This is a genomic window from Cyanobium sp. BA20m-p-22 (genome assembly GCF_024346275.1).
GTDB lineage: Bacteria > Cyanobacteriota > Cyanobacteriia > PCC-6307 > Cyanobiaceae > Cyanobium_A.
In genome coordinates this window covers 1-5,630 of the sequence record NZ_JAGQCQ010000253.1, presented here as the reverse complement: position 1 = coordinate 5,630, position 5,630 = coordinate 1, and the positions used below count along the sequence as shown (strand labels likewise).

The window sequence follows — 5,630 nt, the reverse complement described above, 5'->3', positions numbered from 1 at the left end:
CTGCCATCGCCGCCTTTGCCGCCGGTGACACCCAGGTGCTGGTGAGCACCACGGTGGTGGAGGTAGGTGTGGATGTTCCCGAGGCCAGCGTGATGCTGATCGACCATGCCGAGCGCTTCGGCCTGGCTCAGTTGCACCAGCTGCGCGGCCGGGTGGGCCGGGGGGCGGCCGCCTCCCACTGTCTGCTGATCAACGACAGCAGCAACGTGCTGGCCCGCCAGCGCCTGGAACTGCTGGTGCGCTCCAGCGACGGCTTTGAGATTGCCGAGATGGACCTGCGCCTGCGGGGGCCGGGCCAGGTGCTGGGAACCCGTCAGTCGGGCCTGCCCGATCTCGCCCTGGCCAGCCTCACCGACGATGGCGAGGTGCTTGAACGGGCCCGGGCCGTGGCCCAGGAAATCACCCAGGCCGATCCCAGCCTGCAGGCCCATCCGGGTCTGGCCCAGGCCCTGGCCGAGCAACGGCGCCGCCAGATGGACCAGGCCGCCCGCCTCAATTGACCGCCCAATCGATCGCCATGCCCCTGCGTCCCTGGAGCCCGATTCCGATCCACGACTGCGGTGAGCCGCTGCTGCCCATAGCTGGGGCCCTGTGGCGGCTGGAACCCCATCCCTACCTGGCCCTGGGGGCGCCCTACGGCCCCGATGGCAATCCCTTTTTGCTGCGCAGCGGGGTGGTGGATCGGTTGCTCCAGGCGCAGCAGGCCCTGCAGCTGGAGCACCCAGACCTGCGCCTGGCCATCTTTGATGGCTGGCGCCCCCTGGCAGTGCAGCGCTTCATGGTGCGCCACGCCCTGGTGGCTGAATGCCGCCGCCTCGGCTTTGATCCCGATGCCGATTCGCCGGAGCGGGCCCTGGTGGCCGCTGAAGTGGGGCGTTTCTGGGCGCCCCCGAGTGGGGATCCCGCCACGCCGCCCCCCCACAGCACCGGTGCGGCGGTGGACCTCACCCTGGCCGATGGCAGCGGAGCGCCCCTGCCCATGGGTGGCGCCATCGATGCAATCGGGCCCATATCGGAGCCGGCCTTCCATGCCGCCGCCGCCCGGTTAGATCAGGTTGGGGAGGCGGCTCGCTGGCACCGGCACCGGCACTGGCTGGCCGAAGCGATGGCTGCCGCCGGCTTCGTCCAGCATCCCAACGAGTGGTGGCACTTCAGCTGGGGAGACCAGCTGTGGGCCTGGCGCAGTGGTGCCAGCCAGGCCCGCTACGGCCGGGTGGGCAAAGAGGAGGGCTCGGATGTTTGAAGCCCGGCCGCTAACCAGGCATCAACCGCCGGGCGGCCACTCTTGGTTACGAAATCCCCCAGGCTGCTGCGCCCTCCGGCCCCTTGCCAGGCCTGCAGCAGGGGCTCCAGGGTGACCTCCAAATCGGCAAGGGCCATTTTTTCAAGGTAGGGCTCGGCCAGACGGCTGAGGTTGGGGGTGCCGCCGAGCCACAGTTGGTATTGGTCAACTCCGCTGCCCACCAGGCCAATTTCGGCCATGTAGGGGCGGGCACAGCCATTGGGGCAGCCGGTCATACGCACCAGCACCGACCTGGAGATGCCATTGCGCTGCAGCAGGGTGTCGAGTCGCTCCAGCACCGCTGGAAGAATCCGCTCCGCCTCGGTCACCGCCAGGCCGCAGAGGGGCAGGGCGGGACAGGCCAGGGCGTGGCGCGCCAGGGGGGCGGTCTGCTCCGGAGCTTCGTAACCCAGAGCGGCCAGGGCCTCGCGCACGCTTGAGCGCTGGGCCGTGCCGATGTTGCAGAGCAGCACGTCCTGGTTTGGGGTGAGACGCACCTCGAGTTTGTAGGTGGCCACCAGCTGGCGCAGGCCGGCTTTGAGCTCCCCGGCCAGCCGCCCGCTGAGCACCGGCAAGCCGACAAACCAAAGGCCCTTGGACTGGCGGTGCCAGCCGAGATAATCCTCGAGCTTGGCCTTGGGCTCGGGCCGCAGGGCCTTGATCGGATGGCCGAAATAGCTGGCCTGGAGCTCCTGCTTGAACCAGGCCACGCCGCGGTCGTGGATCAGATACTTCATCCGGGCATGGCGCCGCTGCTCCCGGTCACCGTGGTCGCGCTGCAGGGCCAGGATCGACTGCACCAGATCCAGCAGGTGTTCGCTGGCTACGTAGCCGAGGGGGTCGGCCGTGCGGGCGAAGGTTTCCTCCTTGTTGTGGGTGCGGCCCATGCCACCGCCCACGTAGACGTTGCAGCCCTTGGCTCTGCCTTGGGGATCGCAGAACAGCACCAGGCCGATGTCCTGGGTGAGCAGGTCGACCGAGTTGTCTCCGGGAACGGTGACGGCCACCTTGAATTTGCGCGGCAGATAGGTCGCCCCATAGAGAGGTTCGCTGCTGTCGCCGCTGAAAACCCCGCCCTCCAGCTGCCGTGCCTTGACTGTTTTTACGCTGTTGCTGGGCTTGATCCGGTAACTGAGCTCGCCGTCCACCCAGATGTCGAGGTAGGAGCCTTCGGCTGCCTGGGGGGTCAGCAGGTCGGCGATGTCATCGGCCAGCTGGCGGGCGGCCGGGTAGGCACCTTTCTCAAAGGGTGCGGCCGGAGCCATCACATTGCGATTGATGTCTCCACAGGCCGAGAGGGTGGAGCCGAGTTTGCGCACGATCGTGCCGATCACCTCCTTGAGGTTTTCCTTGTGGACGCCGTGCATTTGGAAGGCCTGGCGGGTGGTGGCCCGCAGGGTGCCATTGCCGAGCCTGTCGGCCAGCTCGTCGATTGCCAGATAGAGCCCGCCGGGAACCCGGCCGCCGGGGTTGCGCAGCCGCAACATCATCTGCCAATCCTTTTCCTCCCCCTTGCGGCGGTTGTCACGGTTGTCCTGCTGGTAGCTGCCGTGAAATTTCAGGATCTGGATCGCGCCATCACTGAAATTGGGAGCTTCGTTGCCGAGTTCCCCGAGCAGCGGCTCCTTCAGGTGGCCGCTGCTGGTCTTGAGCTGTTCAAATTTGGACGGGGTCTTTGAAGAAAGCTTTGACGGGGGCTTACTGGTAGAAGCTTGGCTACTACTGGATCCGTCCATGACATCTGGCATCGGGTCCTGGGCACAACGCTCGACGACCCTGAAGTTAGCGAACGGCGTTCAATACAGTCGCGCTGGTTTGCCCTGGCCCCTTGTCGACCTTCCTGCTCGAAATCGGCACCGAGGAAATGCCCGCCGATTTTGCCCGGCTGGCCCTGCCCCAGCTCCAGCAACTGGTGGGCCGCGATCTGGCCAGCCTGCGGCTGAGTTCCAGCCAGATCCGCTGCACCAGCACGCCCCGGCGGCTGGTGGTCTGGGTCGAAGGGTTGCCTGAGCGCCAGCCAGACCTGGAAGAGGAGCGCAAGGGGCCTCCCTCGGCCCAGGGCTGGAAGGACGGCCAGCCGACCGCGGCGGCCCTGGGTTTTGCCAGACGATGTGGTGTGGCTGCCGAGGCGTTGCGGAGCCGCGATACTCCGAGGGGTCCCTTTGTATTTGCCCGCTGTGTCGCGGCGGGTCTGCCGACGGTGACTGTGCTGGCAGAGCAGATCCCGCTCTGGCTCGCTGCCCTTCAGGGACGTCGTTTCATGCGCTGGGGCGCCGGGGAGATCCGCTTTTCCCGGCCCGTCCGCTGGCTTTTGGCCTATCTGGATGATCTGCCGATAACGGTCTCCCTGGTAGGTAGCGATCCGGCCATCAGCACCACCACGGTGAGCCGGGGCCATCGACTCCACAGCGCCGCCGTAGCGATTGGCAGCGCCCAGGCCTACTTCCCTGCCATGGCAGCTGCGGGGGTCGTGGTGGATCGGGATCGCCGCGCCGAACTGATTCGGGCGGCCGTGGACGAGGCCGCCGCCGCCCACCAGGCAGATGCCGACCTGCCCGACAGCCTGTTTGGCGAGTTGGTCGACCTGGTTGAGTCGCCCTCCCTGCTGGAAGGCCGCTTTGCTGAGCGCTACCTCGACCTCCCCGCCGAGGTGCTGTGCACCGTGATGCGGTCCCACCAGCGCTATGTGCCGCTCTACCGCCAGGGGCGCAGCAACGATCCCCTCGGCCTAGATGCCCGCCAGACCCTGCTGCCCCGCTTCCTTTGCATCAGCAATGGCCTGGCTGCGGCGGCGGCCACCGTGGCCCGCGGCAATGAGCGGGTATTGAGGGCCCGCCTTGCCGATGCCGAGTTCTTTGTAAGTGCCGACCGCGCCATGGCCAGTATTGATCGCCGCGACCAGCTCGCCCGCGTCACCTTCGCCGAAGGTCTAGGCAGCCTGCTGGAGCGCACCGAACGGCTGGAGTGGTGCACCGATGTGCTGCTCCAGCAGCTGGAGCTCCCGGCCGGCTCTCCTGAGCTGGCCCGCCGGGCCGCCCACCTCTGCAAACACGACCTGGTGAGCCAGATGGTCGGCGAGTTCCCGGAACTGCAGGGCGCTATGGGCGGCAAATACCTCCTGGCCGAGGGGGAGCCCCGTGGGGTAGCCCTGGCTGTGTTGGAGCACTACCTGCCCAGGGGAGCAGGAGATGGCCTGCCCAGCTCCCCTGCCGGAGCTGTACTGGCCCTTGCTGAGCGGCTGGAGCTGCTCTTGAGCATCTATGCCAAGGGAGAGCGGCCGACGGGCTCTTCCGACCCCTACGCCCTGCGCCGCGCCGGTCAGGGACTGCTGCAGATTCTCTGGGATAGGGGTTGGCGGCTGGACCTGAACGCCCTGCTGGAACGTTGTGCCCACCACTGGGCCCAGCTGCTGCCCCACCTTGGCGTAGAGCCGCAGGCCCTCGCCCACAATCTGGCTGAATTCCTGCGCCAGAGGTTGTTGACCCTGCTGGAGGAGGACGGCATGGACAGCGACCTGGTGCAGGCCGCCGCAGGCGTGACCGTGGCGCTGGAAAGGGTGCTGGGGGACCCTGAGGACGCGCGGCAGCGGGTGGCCCTGCTTGTGCAGTTGCGCCGCAGCGGGGAACTGACGTCCGTTCAGGCGGTAGTTACCAGGGCGACCCGGCTGGCGGAGCACTCTGAGCTCAGCATCACCGTGCTCAGTGCCGACGGGGTGGTCAATGCCGACCTGTTCGAAAAGGAGAGCGAGTCGGCCATGCTTGCCGTTCTTTCCGCCCTTGAGCCGATAGCCCTGGCCGGCTCGCCTGAACGCTATGGCCAGCTGGCCCGGGGTCTAGCCGCTGGGGCGGACGCCCTGGCGGGATTTTTCGATGGCCCGCAGAGCGTGATGGTTATGGCCCAGGATCAAGCCGTGCGCACCAACCGACTCAATCTGTTGGCCGTGCTGCGCAATCAGGCCTCGGTGCTGGCCGACTTCAGCCGGATAGGCGGCTGAGCGGGCTCTGGCTGGCTGCCTACTTTGCAGCCAGCACAGGTTCACGCTCCTGATCTGCCTTGCCCGGCTCTGGCCGGGGCACTTGGCCAGCCACCTTGATGCCTCCCTTGATGCTGCTCACCGCCAACATGGCGTTGACCTCGGCATCTTCCCGAACTGCGCTGCTGACTGGCTTGTAGCCCTGGGGCGCCAGGGCATTGCCCCTGAGCACCGAACCCAGGGTGAGGAGGGTTAGCTTGAGTTGCTGCCAGGGATTCATCATGACAACACGCTTATACAAATAGCTGTCAAATGTAAGCCGTTGAACATCTTTGTCGTCACACATCTCGAGGAAAGCCTCGCGGGCTGCGTCGT

4 protein-coding genes and 1 pseudogene are annotated in these 5,630 nt (G+C 66.8%); 3 read left to right on the top strand and 2 right to left on the bottom strand.

Features of this window, described 5'->3' with window-relative positions:
• Both KBZ15_RS17300 and KBZ15_RS17295 read left to right on the top strand, forming a co-directional pair.
• The coding region (locus KBZ15_RS17300; protein ID WP_261357691.1) for a helicase-related protein at window positions 1–500 on the top strand (500 nt) is incomplete at its 5' end.
• A gap of 17 nt (window positions 501–517) precedes the next feature.
• Entirely contained in the window at window positions 518–1,243 is a 726-nt protein-coding gene (locus KBZ15_RS17295; protein ID WP_255016467.1) for a M15 family metallopeptidase, read from the top strand.
• On the opposite strand, the gene sir is transcribed toward KBZ15_RS17295, so the two are convergent.
• A complete protein-coding gene (sir, locus tag KBZ15_RS17290; RefSeq protein ID WP_255016466.1) occupies window positions 1,204–3,018 on the bottom strand; it encodes a sulfite reductase, ferredoxin dependent in 1,815 nt (604 codons plus the stop codon). The two genes, KBZ15_RS17295 and sir, sit on opposite strands and share 40 nt — an antisense overlap.
• 92 nt (window positions 3,019–3,110) lie before the next feature.
• On the opposite strand from sir, the gene glyS reads away from it, so the two are divergent.
• Entirely contained in the window at window positions 3,111–5,276 is a 2,166-nt protein-coding gene (gene glyS, locus KBZ15_RS17285) for a glycine--tRNA ligase subunit beta (RefSeq protein ID WP_255016465.1), read from the top strand.
• 19 nt (window positions 5,277–5,295) lie between these two features.
• On the opposite strand, the pseudogene KBZ15_RS17280 reads toward glyS, so the two are convergent.
• A pseudogene (locus KBZ15_RS17280) lies at window positions 5,296–5,630 on the bottom strand (geranylgeranyl reductase); the annotation flags it as partial.

Coding starts and splice junctions, on each gene's coding strand:
- KBZ15_RS17295 (WP_255016467.1), top strand. CDS start 518: ATGCCCCTGCGTCCCTGGAGCCCGATTCCGATCCACGACTGCGGTGAG.
- sir (WP_255016466.1), bottom strand. CDS start 3,018: ATGGACGGATCCAGTAGTAGCCAAGCTTCTACCAGTAAGCCCCCGTCA.